Annotated in this window: 16 protein-coding genes; all 16 read right to left on the reverse strand. The window is 62.8% G+C overall.

Features of this window, described 5'->3' with window-relative positions; all coding sequences use genetic code 11:
* Window positions 1-10 precede the first annotated feature (10 nt).
* On the reverse strand, window positions 11-280 hold the full coding sequence (gene rpsQ, locus AC13GF_RS03390) for a 30S ribosomal protein S17 (protein WP_004154489.1): 270 nt from the start codon (window positions 278-280) through the stop codon (window positions 11-13).
* Window positions 281-291: 11 nt separating this feature from the next.
* Window positions 292-477 (reverse strand): 50S ribosomal protein L29, encoded by a 186-nt coding sequence (rpmC, locus tag AC13GF_RS03395; RefSeq protein WP_004154487.1) that lies wholly within the window; start codon window positions 475-477, stop codon window positions 292-294.
* Window positions 477-890 carry a 50S ribosomal protein L16 gene (gene rplP, locus AC13GF_RS03400; RefSeq protein WP_004154486.1) on the reverse strand — a complete coding sequence of 138 codons (414 nt, stop codon included), beginning with the start codon at window positions 888-890 and terminating at the stop codon, window positions 477-479. The genes rpmC and rplP overlap by 1 nt, the downstream gene beginning before the upstream one ends.
* 5 nt (window positions 891-895) lie before the next feature.
* Window positions 896-1,630, reverse strand: coding sequence for a 30S ribosomal protein S3 (gene rpsC, locus AC13GF_RS03405; protein WP_004145350.1), 735 nt, complete (start codon window positions 1,628-1,630; stop codon window positions 896-898).
* Window positions 1,631-1,648: 18 nt separating this feature from the next.
* On the reverse strand, window positions 1,649-1,984 hold the full coding sequence (gene rplV, locus AC13GF_RS03410; protein ID WP_004145348.1) for a 50S ribosomal protein L22: 336 nt from the start codon (window positions 1,982-1,984) through the stop codon (window positions 1,649-1,651).
* Between the two features lie 12 nt (window positions 1,985-1,996).
* Entirely contained in the window at window positions 1,997-2,266 is a 270-nt protein-coding gene (gene rpsS / locus AC13GF_RS03415; protein WP_004154485.1) for a 30S ribosomal protein S19, read from the reverse strand.
* A gap of 6 nt (window positions 2,267-2,272) precedes the next feature.
* Window positions 2,273-3,100 carry a 50S ribosomal protein L2 gene (gene rplB, locus AC13GF_RS03420; protein ID WP_004145339.1) on the reverse strand — a complete coding sequence of 276 codons (828 nt, stop codon included), beginning with the start codon at window positions 3,098-3,100 and terminating at the stop codon, window positions 2,273-2,275.
* Window positions 3,101-3,110: 10 nt separating this feature from the next.
* Window positions 3,111-3,410 (reverse strand): 50S ribosomal protein L23, encoded by a 300-nt coding sequence (gene rplW / locus AC13GF_RS03425; protein ID WP_004145338.1) that lies wholly within the window; start codon window positions 3,408-3,410, stop codon window positions 3,111-3,113.
* Window positions 3,407-4,012 carry a 50S ribosomal protein L4 gene (rplD, locus tag AC13GF_RS03430; protein WP_004145337.1) on the reverse strand — a complete coding sequence of 202 codons (606 nt, stop codon included), beginning with the start codon at window positions 4,010-4,012 and terminating at the stop codon, window positions 3,407-3,409. The genes rplW and rplD overlap by 4 nt, the downstream gene beginning before the upstream one ends.
* A 12-nt stretch (window positions 4,013-4,024) precedes the next feature.
* Entirely contained in the window at window positions 4,025-4,675 is a 651-nt protein-coding gene (gene rplC / locus AC13GF_RS03435) for a 50S ribosomal protein L3 (protein WP_004145336.1), read from the reverse strand.
* Window positions 4,676-4,686: 11 nt separating this feature from the next.
* Entirely contained in the window at window positions 4,687-4,998 is a 312-nt protein-coding gene (gene rpsJ, locus AC13GF_RS03440; protein WP_005408208.1) for a 30S ribosomal protein S10, read from the reverse strand.
* A gap of 332 nt (window positions 4,999-5,330) precedes the next feature.
* Window positions 5,331-6,521, reverse strand: a complete 1,191-nt coding sequence (gene tuf, locus AC13GF_RS03445) for an elongation factor Tu (RefSeq protein ID WP_004154360.1) — start codon at window positions 6,519-6,521, stop codon at window positions 5,331-5,333.
* Window positions 6,522-6,573: 52 nt separating this feature from the next.
* Complete coding sequence (gene fusA, locus AC13GF_RS03450; protein ID WP_049435135.1) at window positions 6,574-8,715, reverse strand: elongation factor G; 2,142 nt, start codon at window positions 8,713-8,715, stop codon at window positions 6,574-6,576.
* 141 nt (window positions 8,716-8,856) lie between these two features.
* Window positions 8,857-9,330 carry a 30S ribosomal protein S7 gene (gene rpsG / locus AC13GF_RS03455; RefSeq protein WP_004145321.1) on the reverse strand — a complete coding sequence of 158 codons (474 nt, stop codon included), beginning with the start codon at window positions 9,328-9,330 and terminating at the stop codon, window positions 8,857-8,859.
* A 12-nt stretch (window positions 9,331-9,342) separates the two neighbouring features.
* A complete protein-coding gene (gene rpsL / locus AC13GF_RS03460; RefSeq protein ID WP_004145320.1) occupies window positions 9,343-9,717 on the reverse strand; it encodes a 30S ribosomal protein S12 in 375 nt (124 codons plus the stop codon).
* 282 nt (window positions 9,718-9,999) lie between these two features.
* Window positions 10,000-14,223 carry a DNA-directed RNA polymerase subunit beta' gene (gene rpoC / locus AC13GF_RS03465; RefSeq protein WP_483003251.1) on the reverse strand — a complete coding sequence of 1,408 codons (4,224 nt, stop codon included), beginning with the start codon at window positions 14,221-14,223 and terminating at the stop codon, window positions 10,000-10,002.
* Between the last annotated feature and the right edge of the window lie 87 nt (window positions 14,224-14,310).

Below are 14,310 nucleotides of genomic sequence, written 5' to 3' on the forward strand. Positions count from 1 at the left end.
ATTCAGCTCCTTATTCAGCCGCGCGCGTGATGACTTCCACCACGCGCCAGTTCTTGGTCTTGGACATCGGAGCAATCTCGGTCACGCGGACGACATCGCCTTCCTTGCAGGCGTTGTCGGCATCGTGGGCGTGCAGCTTCGTCGAGCGCTTGATGTACTTGCCGTACAGCGCGTGCTTGACCTGACGCTCAACCAGGACGGTAACCGTCTTGTCCATCTTGTTGCTGACGACACGGCCTTCGACCGTGCGCAGCGTCTTCTTTTCAGTATTGTCGCTCATAGCGGCCATCCTTACTTCGTGCTGCCGAGCAGGGTCTTGACGCGAGCAATCTCGCGACGGACCCGGCGAATGTCGTGGGTCTTCGGCAGCTGGCCGGTGACCTGCTGCATACGGACAGAGAACTGTTCCTTACGCAGGTCGATCAGGTGGGCCTTGAGTTCGTCAGCCGACTTTTCACGGAGAGTTTTGATATCCATCAGCGCACCGTACGGGTCACGAAAGTGGTGGTGACCGAGAGCTTGGCGGCGGCCAGGCGGAACGCCTCGCGAGCCACTTCCTCGGAAACACCCTCGATTTCATAGATCATGCGGCCGGGCTGGATCTGGGCCACCCAGTATTCCACGTTACCCTTACCAGAACCCATTCGGACTTCGATGGGCTTCTTGGTGATGGGCTTGTCGGGGAACACGCGGATCCACATCTTGCCGCCGCGCTTGACGTAGCGGCTGATCGAGCGGCGAGCCGCTTCGATCTGACGCGCGGTCAGCTGACCGTGTGCGGTTGCCTTCAGGCCGTATTCGCCGAAGCTGACAGCGTTGGCGCTCCAGCTCAGGCCATCGTTACGGCCCTTGTGTACCTTGCGGTACTTGGTTCGCTTGGGTTGCAACATTGTCGTTACCTCGCTTCACGGGCCGGGCGCTGACGGTCACCACGGTCGCCGCGATCGTGACGATCGTTGCGCGACGGGGTGTCGTCCTGCTTTTCCTGGCCAACCTGGGAGAAATCGAAGACCTCGCCCTTGTAGATCCAGACCTTGATGCCGATGATGCCGTAGGTCGTCTTGGCTTCAGCGAAGCCATAGTCGATGTCGGCACGCAGGGTGTGCAGCGGCACGCGGCCTTCGCGGTACCACTCCGAACGGGCGATTTCTGCACCGTTGAGGCGGCCACCAACGTTGACCTTGATGCCCAGGGCACCCAGACGCATCGCGTTGCCGACCGAGCGCTTCATTGCACGGCGGAACATGATGCGACGCTCCAGCTGCTGGGCGATCGACTCGGCAACGAGCTGCGCGTCCAGTTCCGGCTTGCGCACTTCGGTGACGTTGATGTGCGCCGGGACGCCCATCATCTCGCTCACTTCCTTGCGCAGCTTCTCGATGTCCTCACCGCGCTTGCCGATCACCACGCCCGGACGGGCGGTGTGGATCGTCACGCGAGCGGTCTTGGCCGGACGCTCGATCAGGATCTTGCTGATGCCGGCCTGAGCCAGCTTCTTGCGCAGCATTTCGCGCACTTTCAGGTCGGCTGCCAGGTAACCAGCGAACTCGGCCTTGTTGGCGTACCACTTGGAGTTCCAGTCCTTGGAAATGCCGAGGCGGATACCAATCGGATGAACTTTATGACCCATGGTCTTTTCCTTATCCGCTTACTTGGCGGCGCCCACAACCACAGTGATGTGGCTGGTGCGCTTGAGGATGCGGGTACCGCGGCCTTTCGCCCGCGCCATGAAACGCTTCAGGGTCGGACCTTCATCAACCATGATGGTCTGAACCTTCAGCTCGTCGACGTCGGCGCCCTGGTTGTTCTCGGCATTTGCAATAGCCGACTCCACCACCTTCTTGATCAGGTGGGCAGCCTTCTTGTCCGAGAACTTCAGCAGGTTGACCGCACGCTCGGCCGGCAGACCGCGCACCTGGTCAGCGACCAGACGAGCCTTCTGCGGGGAGATGCGCGCAGTGCGCAGGATGGCTTTCGCTTCCATTGTCATCTCTCCTTACTTGCCCGACTTCTTGTCACCACCGTGACCCTTGAAGGTCCGGGTGATGGCAAATTCGCCGAGCTTGTGGCCGACCATGTTCTCGTTGACGAGAACCGGGATGTGGTTCTTGCCGTTATGCACGGCAATGGTGACGCCTACCATGTCAGGCAGGATCATCGAACGGCGCGACCAGGTCTTGATCGGCTTCTTGCTGCCCGCAGCGGCCTCCACCTTCTTGACGAGGTGGTGATCGACGAACGGGCCCTTCTTGAGTGAACGTGCCATGGTCGATTAGCCCCTACGATCGCGGACGATGAACTGCTGAGTGCGCTTGTTATGGCGCGTCTTGTAACCCTTGGTCGGGACACCCCACGGGGTGACCGGATGCGGGTTACCCTGGCCGGCCTTGGCCTCACCACCACCGTGCGGGTGGTCAACCGGGTTCATGGCAGCACCACGAACGGTCGGGCGGACGCCGCGCCAACGCTTGGCACCGGCCTTGCCCAGCTTTTCCAGGCTGTGCTCGTCGTTGCCGACTTCGCCGATGGTGGCGCAGCACTCGACCGGAACCTTACGCATTTCACCCGAGCGCAGGCGCAGGGTGGCGTAGATGCCTTCGCGAGCCACCAGCTGCACGGCCGCACCAGCGGCGCGAGCGATCTGAGCGCCCTTGCCCGGCTTCAGTTCGATGCAGTGGATGGTGGTGCCGACCGGGATGTTGCGCAGCGGCAGGGTGTTGCCAGCCTTGATCGGGGCATCCGAACCAGCGATCACCTGATCACCAGCCTTCAGGCCCTTCGGAGCGATGATGTAGCGACGCTCACCGTCGACGTAGCACAGCAGAGCGATGTGCGCGGTGCGGTTCGGATCGTATTCGATGCGTTCCACGCGCGCCGGGATGCCCAGCTTGTTGCGCTTGAAGTCGATGATGCGGTAGTGCTGCTTGGCACCACCACCGACGTGACGCACGGTGATGCGGCCATGGTGGTTACGACCACCCGAGCGGCTCTGCGACTCGACCAGCGCAGCGTGCGGAGCACCCTTGTGCAGGTCGGGAGTGACCACGCGCACGGCCGAACGGCGGCCGGGGGAAGTGGGCTTGAATTTCATCAATGGCATGGGATGTACCTCAGGCCTTGGCCGTTACATCGATCGACTGGCCATCGGCCAGGCGAACGTACGCCTTGCGCCAATCGCCGCGGCGGCCAGCACGGTTACGGAAGGACTTGTTCTTGCCCTTGACGTTGACCACGTTGACGGCTTCGACCTTGACGTCGAACAGCTGCTCAACCGCGGCCTTTACATCGGCCTTGGTGGCTTCGTTCGAAACTTCGAAGACATACTGGTTGGAGAGTTCCTGCAGGCGCGCGGTCTTTTCGGAGACACGCGGGGCACGCAGCACGCTGAAGATTTTTTCGTTGCTGTTCATGCCAGCCACTCCTCGACCTTCTTGACCGCGTCAGCGGTGATGACGACCGTGTCGGCACCCACCAGCGAGACCGGATCCAGACCCTGGACGTCACGCACCTGCACGTACGGCAGATTGCGGGCGGACAGGTACAGGTGCTCGGACGCTTCTTCGGTGACGATCAGCGGGCGCTTGCCCACTTCCAGGCCGGCCAGCTTGGCGATCAGACCCTTCGTGTTGGTCACTTCGACGTCGAAGGACTCCACGATGGTCAGACGGCCCTGACGGTTCAGCTCGGACAGGATCGCGCACATGGCGGCACGGTACTGCTTACGATTGACCTTCTGCTCGAAGCTGCGCGGCTTGGCCGCGAAGGTGACACCGCCGCCGACGAAGATCGGAGCCGTCAGTGCGCCATGACGCGCGCCGCCGCCCTTCTGCTTCTTCGACTTCTTGGTGGTACCAGCCACTTCGGAGCGAGTCTTCTGTGCCTTGGTGCCGGCGCGACCGGCGTTGCGGTAGGCAACGACGACCTGGTGGACCAGATCTTCGCTGAAATCGCGACCGAACACGGCGTCGGAGACCGAGACCTTGTTGTTGCTACCCGTGATAACGAGTTCCATCGTCATCTCTCCTTATGCCTTGCTCGCCGGACGGACGATCACGTCGCCACCCGCCGCGCCCGGAACGGCGCCGCGAACGGCGATCAGACCGCGCTCGACGTCGACCTTGACCACTTCCAGGTTCTGGGTGCTCTGCTGCACTGCGCCCATGTGGCCCGACATCTTCTTGCCCGGGAAAACGCGACCCGGAGTCTGGCGCTGACCCAGCGAACCCGGCGCGCGATGCGACAGCGAGTTACCGTGGGTTGCATCGCCCATACGGAAGTTGTGGCGCTTGATGGTGCCCTGGAAGCCCTTACCCTTGGTGACACCCTGGACGTCGACGATCTGGCCGACTTCGAAGATGTCCGCCTTGACTTCGCCGCCAACGGCGAAATCGCCGAGCTGCGCGTCTTCAACGCGGAATTCCCACAGGCCACGACCCGCTTCCACCTTCGCCTTGGCGAAGTGGCCGGCTTCCGGCTTGTTGACCAGGGCAGCGCGACGCGCGCCGACGGTCACCTGCACGGCGCTGTAGCCGTCGGTTTCGACGGTCTTGATCTGCGCGATGCGGTTCGGGGTTGCTTCGATCAGGGTCACCGGGATGGAGCGGCCATCTTCAGTGAACACGCGGCTCATGCCAGCCTTGCGGCCCACGAAGCCCAACGAATACTTCTTCGTCATGGTCGTAGTCCTCAGGTCAGCTTGATCTGAACGTCGACGCCGGCAGCCAGTTCGAGCTTCATCAGCGCGTCCACGGTCTTGTCATTCGGGTCAACGATATCGAGCACGCGCTTGTGCGTGCGGGTCTCGTACTGGTCACGCGCGTCCTTGTCGACGTGCGGGGAAACGAGAACGGTGTAACGCTCGATCTTGGTCGGCAGCGGGATCGGGCCACGCACTTGCGCGCCGGTCCGCTTTGCCGTTTCAACGATCTCGCTGGCCGAACGGTCGATCAGACGATGATCGAACGCTTTCAGCCGGATCCGGATCTTTTGGTCCGCCATGGCGGTAGGTTCCTTCGTTAAAAGAGCGACAGACAAAGCCTCTGGGTTGCTTTGTCCCATGAAATTCCTGAATACGGACGACCCACACTCCTGCAGGCCGCCAAGGTCACTCCATAGACCTCAAAAACGTAGGCAGACCAGTTACCCGGCCTGCCCAGACGTAGAAGCATAACGGCACGCAAGGCAGCTGTCAACAGTCGCCTGTTGACGCCGCCTGAATGGCATTGACCCTTCCTGGTCCGGGGAACACAAGGCACATCCTGTGCCTGCTTTCCCATTTGATACGCCCCGATGCCCTACCCAGGCAACATCGGGGCGCAGATACTACCAGATTACTCGATGATCTTCGAGACCACGCCGGCGCCGACGGTACGGCCGCCTTCGCGGATGGCGAAGCGCAGGCCTTCGTCCATTGCCACCGGGTTGATCAGGGTGACGACCATCTTGACGTTGTCACCCGGCATCACCATTTCGACGCCTTCCGGCAGAGCAGCTGCGCCGGTGATGTCGGTGGTACGGAAGTAGAACTGCGGACGGTAGCCGTTGAAGAACGGGGTGTGACGGCCGCCTTCGTCCTTCGACAGGACGTAGACTTCGCCTTCGAACTTGGTGTGCGGCTTGATCGAACCCGGCTTGGCCAGGACCTGGCCACGCTCGACGTCGTCACGCTTGGTGCCGCGCAGCAGCAGGCCAGCGTTGTCGCCTGCCTGACCCTGGTCCAGCAGCTTGCGGAACATTTCAACGCCGGTCACGGTGGTCTTCTGCACCGGACGGATGCCGACGATTTCGATTTCGTCGCCAACCTTGATCACGCCGCGCTCGATACGACCGGTCACCACGGTGCCGCGGCCCGAGATCGAGAACACGTCTTCCACCGGCATCAGGAACGGCTTGTCGATCGCGCGCTCCGGCTCCGGAATCCAGCTGTCCAGGGCATCGACCAGCTTCAGGATGGCCGGCACGCCGATGTCGCTCTGGTCGCCTTCCAGCGCCAGACGGGCCGAACCGGCGATGATCGGGGTGTCGTCGCCCGGGAAGTCGTACTTGCTCAGCAGCTCACGCACTTCCATTTCGACCAGCTCGAGCAGCTCGGCGTCGTCAACCATGTCGGCCTTGTTCAGGAACACGACGATGTACGGCACGCCGACCTGACGCGACAGCAGGATGTGCTCGCGGGTCTGCGGCATCGGGCCGTCAGCGGCCGAGCACACCAGGATCGCGCCGTCCATCTGGGCAGCACCGGTGATCATGTTCTTGACGTAGTCAGCGTGGCCCGGGCAATCGACGTGGGCGTAGTGACGGACCGGGGATTCGTATTCGACGTGCGCGGTCGAGATCGTGATACCACGCGCCTTTTCTTCCGGAGCGGCGTCGATCGAGGAGTAATCCTTGAACTCGCCACCGAAGCGCTCGGCACCGATCTTGGTCAGTGCAGCGGTCAGCGTGGTCTTGCCGTGATCGACGTGACCGATGGTGCCGACGTTGACGTGCGGCTTGGTGCGCTCGAACTTACCCTTTGCCATTGTTCTATACCTTGATTGTTCGTAAGTGGTTTCAAGAGAGGCTGAGCGAGGCTCAGCCCTTCTTCATGACGGCTTCGGCGATGTTGGTCGGAGCCGGCTCGTAGTGATCGAATTCCATGGTGAAGGTGGCGCGACCCTGGGTCTGCGAACGCAGCGCAGTGGCGTAGCCGAACATTTCACCCAGCGGGATCATCGCGTTGATGATGCTGGCCGAACCGTCACCGGTGGTGTCGGAACCCTGCAGCACGCCGCGACGACGGCTGACGTCGCCCATCACGTCACCCTGGTAATCCTCCGGGGTCACGATCTCGACCTTCATGATCGGCTCCAGCAGCACCGGCTTGGCCTTGGCGAAGCCCTGCTTGAAGGCCATCGACGAAGCCAGCTTGAACGCCATTTCCGAGGAGTCGACGTCGTGGTACGAACCGAACACCAGCTTCACCTTGACGTCCACGACCGGGAAGCCAGCCAGCGGACCGCTGGTGATGGTTTCGCGCAGGCCCTTTTCAACCGACGGAATGAATTCCTTCGGGATCACGCCGCCGGTGATGTCGTTGATGAACAGGAAGTCGTCCTTGATGGCCGGAGCCAGCTTCGGATCGGCACGGTCGGCAGCGGTGATCGGCGACAGTTCGATCACGACGTGACCGTACTGACCCTTACCACCGGACTGCTTGGCGTGCTTGTAGTCCGACTTGACGTCGGCCAGGGTGATGGTTTCGCGGTAGGCCACCTGCGGCGCGCCGACGTTGGCTTCAACGTTGAACTCGCGCTTCAGGCGGTCGACGATGATGTCCAGGTGCAGCTCGCCCATGCCCGAGATGATGGTCTGGCCGGATTCTTCGTCGGTCTTGACGCGGAACGACGGATCTTCCTGCGCCAGACGGCCCAGCGCCAGACCCATCTTTTCCTGGTCCGACTTGGTCTTCGGCTCGACGGCCATCGAGATCACCGGCTCCGGGAACGTCATGCGCTCCAGGATGATCGGGGCGTCCACGGCGCACAGGGTGTCACCGGTGGTGGTGTCCTTCAGGCCCACGGCAGCGGCGATGTCACCGGCCAGAACTTCCTTGATTTCCTCGCGGTTGTTCGAGTGCATCTGCAGGATGCGGCCGATGCGCTCCTTCTTGCCCTTCACCGAGTTCAGCACGGTGTCGCCACCGTTCAGGGTGCCCGAGTAGACACGGAAGAAGGTCAGCGCGCCGACGAACGGGTCGGTGATGATCTTGAAGGCCAGCGACGAGAACGGAGCCTTGTCGTCCGACTTGCGGGTCATTTCGACGGTATCGTCGTCAACGTCCACGCCCTTCACGTCCGGCACGTCGACCGGCGACGGCAGCAGCTGGATCACGCCGTCCAGCATGGCCTGCACGCCCTTGTTCTTGAAGGCCGAGCCGCAGTACATCGGCACGATCTCGGTGGCCAGGGTGCGGGTACGCAGGGCGTTGATGATTTCAGCCTCAGCCAGCTCTTCGCCGCCCAGGTACTTTTCCATCAGCTCTTCGCTGGCTTCGGCAGCGGTCTCGACCATGAACTGGCGAGCCTCTTCAGCCGGGCCCTGCAGGTCGGCCGGGATTTCACCGTATTCGAACTTCATGCCCTGCGAAGCCTCATCCCAATGGATGGCCTTCATCTTCAGCAGGTCGACAACGCCCTTGAAGTTGTCTTCAGCGCCGATCGGCAGCTGCATCGGCACGGCAACCGCGCCCAGCTTGGCCTTCAGCTGGCCGACGACCTTCTGGAAGTTGGCACCGGTGCGGTCCATCTTGTTGACGAACGCGATGCGCGGCACGTGGTACTTGTTGGCCTGGCGCCACACGGTTTCCGACTGCGGCTGCACGCCACCGACGGCGCACAGGACGAAGACGGCACCGTCGAGCACGCGCAGCGAGCGCTCCACTTCGATGGTGAAGTCGACGTGCCCGGGGGTGTCGATGATGTTGAAGCGGTGCTCCGGCAGGGACTTGTCCATGCCCTTCCAGAACGCAGTGGTGGCAGCGGACTGGATCGTGATGCCACGCTCCTGCTCCTGCTCCATCCAGTCCATGGTGGCGGCGCCGTCGTGCACTTCACCGATCTTGTGGCTCTTGCCGGTGTAGAACAGGATGCGCTCGGACGTGGTGGTCTTGCCGGCATCGATGTGAGCCATGATGCCGAAGTTACGGTAACGCTCGATGGGAGTGGAACGGGCCACGGGAGCCTCTCAGATTTCTTGGATTTCGGATGGCCGAACGCCGCCTTTCGGCGGCCTTCGGATTGGCGCAGTCCTTCTGGGACCGCGAGGCAGCACGCACCGAAGTGGTGCTGCCCTGCCTGTTTTACAAGGCCGTCAAACTCACCAGCGGTAGTGGGCGAATGCCTTGTTGGCTTCGGCCATGCGGTGGGTTTCTTCGCGCTTCTTGATGGCGCCGCCACGGTTTTCCGAGGCGTCGATCAGTTCAGCAGCCAGCTTCTTCGGCATGGTGTTCTCACCACGCTTGCGCGCGGAGTCGATCAGCCAGCGCATGGCCAGAGCCATCTTGCGCGACGAACGCACTTCGACCGGCACCTGGTAGGTGGCACCACCGACGCGGCGCGACTTGACTTCGACCGCCGGAGCGACGTTGTCCAGAGCCTTCTGCACCAGCTCAATGGCGTTGGCGCTGCTGTTCTTCTCGGTGATCACGTCCATGGCGCCGTACACGATCTTTTCGGCGACGGACTTCTTGCCGCTCTGCATGACCATGTTGATGAAGCGGGCGATGGTTTCGCTTCCGTGCTTCGGATCGGGCAGGACGGAACGCTGCGGAGTATTACCCTTACGCGACATAGTGCTCTCTCCTTATGCCTTCGGACGCTTGGCGCCGTACTTGGAACGGGCCTGGCGACGCTTGGCAACGCCGGCGGCGTCGAGCGAGCCACGAACGGTGTGGTAACGCACACCCGGCAGGTCCTTGACGCGACCGCCGCGGATCAGGACCACGGAGTGCTCCTGCAGGTTGTGGCCTTCACCACCGATGTAGGAGATCACTTCTTCCTGGTTGGTCAGGCGGACCTTGGCAACCTTGCGCAGAGCCGAGTTCGGCTTCTTCGGAGTGGTGGTGTAGACACGGGTGCAGACGCCACGGCGCTGCGGGCACTTGTCGAGCGCCGGCGAGGCACTCTTGTAGGTGGTCGCTTGCCGCGGCTTGCGGACCAGCTGGTTGATCGTCGCCATCAGTAGGTTCTTCTGATTGGTGGCCGGAAATCCGGCCAGAGATGCGGAAATGTTAAAGCAGGCCAAAATTCTGGCCTGCTGAGACAGACGATTGTAGCAACCTGCCAGGAAAGCAGTCAAACGCCTCCTGTCAAGCCCGTTCCTGATCCCGGAACGTTACTGGGGGGCCTCCATGTACCCCGTTCAGGTTGGCCGGGTCGATCGCGGACGACCTCCCCTGCCCTTTCCCTACCCATCAATGGACCGATGGGGTGGTCCGGCCTTGCGGCCGGACCGGATACCTCATTCTTCGCCCGAGGCCTGTTCAGCTTCGGCTTCAACCACCGGTGCCTCGACCGCAGCCGGGGTGCCGGCCAGGGTCTGCATTTCCGACTCGGTGAGACCGGAAGCGCCGCGACGGCGGTTGCTGTGGTACGCCAGGCCGGTACCGGCCGGAATCAGGCGACCCACGATGACGTTTTCCTTCAGGCCACGCAGGTTGTCCGAGGTGCCGCGGACGGCCGCTTCGGTCAGCACGCGGGTGGTTTCCTGGAACGACGCGGCCGAGATGAACGATTCGGTCGCCAGCGAGGCCTTGGTGATACCCAGCAGGACCGGATCGAAGTGCGCCGGCAGCTCGTTGCGGGTCGACAGGCGCGCATTCTCCTCGATAACGCGCTGACGCTCCACCTGTTCACCGTTCAGGAACTTGCTGCTGCCCTGGTCGGTGATCTCGACCTTGCGCAGCATCTGGCGGGTGATCACCTCGATGTGCTTGTCGTTGATCTTCACGCCCTGCAGGCGGTACACGTCCTGGATTTCCTTCACCAGGTAGGCGGCCAGCGGTTCGACACCCAGCAGACGCAGGATGTCCTGCGGGCTCGGCTCGCCGTCCACGATGGTTTCACCCTTGGTGACATGCTCGCCTTCGAACACGATGACCTGGCGGTACTTCGGGATCAGCTCTTCGTGCTCCGAACCATCGGTGTCCTTGATGATCAGGCGCTGCTTGCCCTTGGTGTCCTTGCCGAAGCTGATGATGCCCGAACGCTCGGCCAGCACCGCCGGATCCTTCGGCTTGCGCGCTTCGAACAGATCGGCCACGCGCGGCAGACCACCGGTGATGTCGCGGGTCTTCGACGCTTCCTGCGGGATCTTGGCGACCACGTCACCCACGCCGACGGCAGCGCCGTCCTGCAGGTTGACGATCGAGCGCGGCGGCAGCAGGTACTGCGCCGGCAGATCGGTGCCCGGGATCGACAGGTCGTTGCCCTTGGCGTCGACGATGCGCACGATCGGGCGCAGGTCCTTGGCCTGGGTACCACGACGCTTCGGATCGGTGATTTCGCGCGAAGCGAGGCCGGTCAGCTCGTCGGTCTTCTCGATGACGGTGATGCCGTCGACGAAGTCGATGAAGCGGATGAAGCCGGCCACTTCCGACACGATCGGGTGGTTATGCGGATCCCAGTTGGCCACGGTCTGGCCAGCCTTGATCGCATCACCGTCCTTGGACGTGATGGTCGCACCGTACGGCAGCTTGTAACGCTCACGCTCACGGCCGTGGGCATCGAGCACCGAGATTTCGCCCGAGCGCGACACTGCCACCAGCGAGCCGTTGGCATGCTCGACCGACTTGAGGTTGCTGAACTTGACCGAGCCGGTGGTCTTGACGGTGATGTTGTCGACCGCAGCAGCTCGCGACGCCGCACCACCGATGTGGAACGTACGCATGGTCAGCTGGGTACCCGGCTCACCGATGGACTGGGCAGCGATGACGCCGACCGCTTCACCGATGTTGACCAGGTGGCCACGGGCCAGATCGCGGCCGTAGCAGCGACCGCAGACACCGAAGGCCGATTCGCACGAGATCGTCGAACGCACCTTGATGCTCTGCACGCCGGCGTCTTCCAGCTTGGCGACCCAGGCTTCGTCCAGCAGGGTGTTACGGGTGACGATCGGATCTTCGTCGTTGCCCGGCAGGAACACGTCCTCGGCAACCACGCGACCCAGCACGCGGTCCTTCAGCGGTTCGACCACGTCGCCGCCTTCCACGATCGGAGTCATGATCAGGCCTTCGGTGGTACCGCAATCCACCTCGGTGATCACCACGTCCTGCGCGACGTCGACCAGACGACGGGTCAGGTAACCCGAGTTCGCGGTCTTCAGCGCGGTATCGGCCAGACCCTTACGGGCACCGTGGGTGGAGTTGAAGTACTCCTGCACGTTCAGGCCTTCACGGAAGTTCGCCTTGATGGGCGTCTCGATGATCGAGCCGTCCGGACGCGCCATCAGGCCACGCATACCGGCCAGCTGACGGATCTGCGCCTGCGAACCACGCGCACCGGAGTCGGCCATGATGTACAGCGAGTTCATCGACTTCTGGTCGATGGTCTCACCCTTGGCATTGACGACCTTCTCGGTACCGATGGTGTCCATCATCGCCTTGGCGATGCGCTCGTTGGTGCGCGACCAGATGTCGACCACCTTGTTGTAGCGCTCGCCGGCGGTGACCAGACCCGACTGGTACTGCTCCTGGATTTCCAGCACTTCGGCTTCGGCCTCGGTGAGGATGCCCTTCTTCTCGTCCGGGATCAGCATGTCATCGATGCCGATGGAGACGCCGGCGCGGGTCGCGTAAGCGAAGCCGGTGTACATCAGCTTGTCGGCGAACACGACCGTGTCCTTCAGACCCAGCTGGCGGTAGCTGGAGTTGATCAGGCGGCTGATGTTCTTCTTGGTCAGCTCGGTGTTGGCCAGCGCGAACGGCAGGCCTTCCGGCAGGATTTCAGCCAGCAGGGCGCGACCGATCGTGGTGTCCACGATCGAGGTCTTCGGCTGCTTGACGCCGTCTTCGTCGGTCACCACTTCGGTGATGCGGACCTTGACGCGCGCGTGCAGTTCCACCACGCGGTTGTCGTAGGCACGCTTCACTTCGGCGATGTTGGCGAAGGCCATGCCCTCGCCCTTCTTGTTTTCCAGCGAGCGGGTCATGTAGTACAGACCCAGCACGACGTCCTGCGACGGCACGATGATCGGCTCGCCGTTGGCCGGCGACAGGATGTTGTTGGTCGACATCATCAGCGCACGCGCTTCCAGCTGGGCTTCCAGCGAGAGCGGCACGTGGACGGCCATCTGGTCACCGTCGAAGTCGGCGTTGAACGCGGTGCAGACCAGCGGGTGCAGCTGGATGGCCTTGCCTTCGATCAGCACCGGCTCGAACGCCTGGATACCCAGACGGTGCAGGGTCGGCGCGCGGTTCAGCATCACCGGATGCTCGCGGATGACCTCTTCCAGGATGTCCCAGACTTCGGCTTCTTCGCGCTCGACCAGCTTCTTGGCGGCCTTGATGGTGGTGGCCAGGCCACGACGCTGCAGCTTGGCGAAGACGAACGGCTTGAACAGCTCAAGCGCCATCTTCTTCGGCAGGCCGCACTGGTGCAGGCGCAGGTACGGACCGACCACGATGACCGAACGGCCCGAGTAGTCGACGCGCTTGCCCAGCAGGTTCTGGCGGAAGCGACCCTGCTTGCCCTTGATCATGTCGGCCAGCGACTTCAGCGGGCGCTTGTTGGTGCCGGTGATGGCACGACCACGACGGCCGTTGTCCAGCAGCGCATCGACCGATTCCTGCAGCATGCGCTTTTCATTGCGCACGATGATGTCCGGCGCGCTCAGTTCGAGCAGGCGGCGCAGGCGGTTGTTACGGTTGATGACGCGGCGGTACAGGTCGTTCAGGTCGGAGGTCGCGAAGCGGCCGCCATCCAGCGGGACCAGCGGACGCAGGTCCGGCGGCAGCACCGGCAGCACGGTCATGACCATCCATTCCGGACGGTTGCCCGATTCCAGGAAGGCTTCGATCAGCTTGATGCGCTTGGTGAGGCGCTTGAGCTTGGTTTCCGAACCGGTAGCGGCAATTTCCTCGCGCAGGCGGGTCATTTCCGACTGCAGGTCGATCGTGCGCAGCAGTTCGTACACGGCCTCGGCGCCCATCGCGGCGTCGAAGTCGTCACCGTGCTCCTGGCGCGCCTGCAGGTACTGTTCTTCGGTCAGCAGCTGGCGGCGCTCCAGGGCGGTCAGGCCCGGCTCGGTCACCACGTAGGCTTCGAAGTACAGCACGCGCTCGATGTCGCGCAGGGTCATGTCCAGCATCAGGCCGATGCGCGACGGCAGCGACTTCAGGAACCAGATGTGCGCGACCGGCGAGGCCAGGTCGATGTGGCCCATGCGCTCACGACGCACCTTGGCCAGGGTCACTTCGGTGCCGCACTTTTCGCAGACCACGCCGCGGTGCTTCATGCGCTTGTACTTGCCGCACAGGCACTCGTAGTCCTTCACCGGGCCGAAGATGGCGGCGCAGAACAGGCCGTCGCGTTCCGGCTTGAAGGTACGGTAGTTGATGGTTTCCGGCTTCTTCACTTCGCCGAAGGACCACGAACGGATCAGGTCCGGCGAGGCCAGCGCGATCTTGATCGCGTCGAAGTCCAGCGTCTGGCGCTGCTGGTTGAAGAGGTTGAGCAGGTCTTTCATGGTGTTCTCCAGAAGGAGGAATGCTGTGTCGATGGGCTTTCAGTTGACTGCCAGCGGCGCGGCGGCGGAGGCCGCCGCGCCGGCATG

Source organism: Stenotrophomonas sp. 22LJNL06-5-1, assembly GCF_056861455.1.

What these genes read in the sequence shown, in the direction of transcription:
- rpsQ (WP_004154489.1), bottom strand. Translation starts at nt 280, where the DNA reads ATGAGCGACAATACTGAAAAGAAGACGCTGCGCACGGTCGAAGGCCGT.
- rpmC (WP_004154487.1), bottom strand. Translation starts at nt 477, where the DNA reads ATGGATATCAAAACTCTCCGTGAAAAGTCGGCTGACGAACTCAAGGCC.
- rplP (WP_004154486.1), bottom strand. Translation starts at nt 890, where the DNA reads ATGTTGCAACCCAAGCGAACCAAGTACCGCAAGGTACACAAGGGCCGT.
- rpsC (WP_004145350.1), bottom strand. Translation starts at nt 1,630, where the DNA reads ATGGGTCATAAAGTTCATCCGATTGGTATCCGCCTCGGCATTTCCAAG.
- rplV (WP_004145348.1), bottom strand. Translation starts at nt 1,984, where the DNA reads ATGGAAGCGAAAGCCATCCTGCGCACTGCGCGCATCTCCCCGCAGAAG.
- rpsS (WP_004154485.1), bottom strand. Translation starts at nt 2,266, where the DNA reads ATGGCACGTTCACTCAAGAAGGGCCCGTTCGTCGATCACCACCTCGTC.
- rplB (WP_004145339.1), bottom strand. Translation starts at nt 3,100, where the DNA reads ATGCCATTGATGAAATTCAAGCCCACTTCCCCCGGCCGCCGTTCGGCC.
- rplW (WP_004145338.1), bottom strand. Translation starts at nt 3,410, where the DNA reads ATGAACAGCAACGAAAAAATCTTCAGCGTGCTGCGTGCCCCGCGTGTC.
- rplD (WP_004145337.1), bottom strand. Translation starts at nt 4,012, where the DNA reads ATGGAACTCGTTATCACGGGTAGCAACAACAAGGTCTCGGTCTCCGAC.
- rplC (WP_004145336.1), bottom strand. Translation starts at nt 4,675, where the DNA reads ATGACGAAGAAGTATTCGTTGGGCTTCGTGGGCCGCAAGGCTGGCATG.
- rpsJ (WP_005408208.1), bottom strand. Translation starts at nt 4,998, where the DNA reads ATGGCGGACCAAAAGATCCGGATCCGGCTGAAAGCGTTCGATCATCGT.
- tuf (WP_004154360.1), bottom strand. Translation starts at nt 6,521, where the DNA reads ATGGCAAAGGGTAAGTTCGAGCGCACCAAGCCGCACGTCAACGTCGGC.
- rpsG (WP_004145321.1), bottom strand. Translation starts at nt 9,330, where the DNA reads ATGTCGCGTAAGGGTAATACTCCGCAGCGTTCCGTCCTGCCCGATCCG.
- rpsL (WP_004145320.1), bottom strand. Translation starts at nt 9,717, where the DNA reads ATGGCGACGATCAACCAGCTGGTCCGCAAGCCGCGGCAAGCGACCACC.
- rpoC (WP_483003251.1), bottom strand. Translation starts at nt 14,223, where the DNA reads ATGAAAGACCTGCTCAACCTCTTCAACCAGCAGCGCCAGACGCTGGAC.